The sequence below is a fragment of the Pseudomonas sp. 2822-15 genome, from assembly GCF_002742515.1.
Classification (GTDB): domain Bacteria; phylum Pseudomonadota; class Gammaproteobacteria; order Pseudomonadales; family Pseudomonadaceae; genus Aquipseudomonas; species Aquipseudomonas salomonii.
Genome location: NZ_LJRY01000063.1, coordinates 1 through 335, shown reverse-complemented (window position 1 = coordinate 335; position 335 = coordinate 1). Strand labels below are relative to the sequence as shown.

At 37.6% G+C, this 335-nt stretch carries 1 protein-coding gene; it reads right to left on the bottom strand.

Translation table 11 applies throughout. From position 1 onward, the window contains the following. A partial coding sequence (locus AOA59_RS00250; protein ID WP_178076218.1) for a DUF1028 domain-containing protein occupies positions 1-166 on the bottom strand: 166 nt, incomplete at its 3' end. Between the last annotated feature and the right edge of the window lie 169 nt (positions 167-335).

Below are 335 nucleotides of genomic sequence, written 5' to 3'. Positions count from 1 at the left end.
TTGCTTGTGTGGCTACTGCACCCACTCCTGCTTTTGCCCATGGTACAACCGCACCTACGCCTAAAAACTTAGATTGTACCGCGATACCAAGTTCTTCTGTTTCTGGATCAAAACCAACAATTGAAAATGTAGCAACTATATCCTTTTGATCTTCCCGTTTCAACACGACCCCCTCCTTCAGTCATTCATGTATTAATAATATCACAAAATCGGAACAGGGTTTTTCTAGAACCTTTAATTAATCATTGCTTTGTAATATCATATCTATAGATAGAAACAGGCAAATATCAAGTTTTATGAAAAACTCCAAAATGACCTACGTACACCTAAAAAGG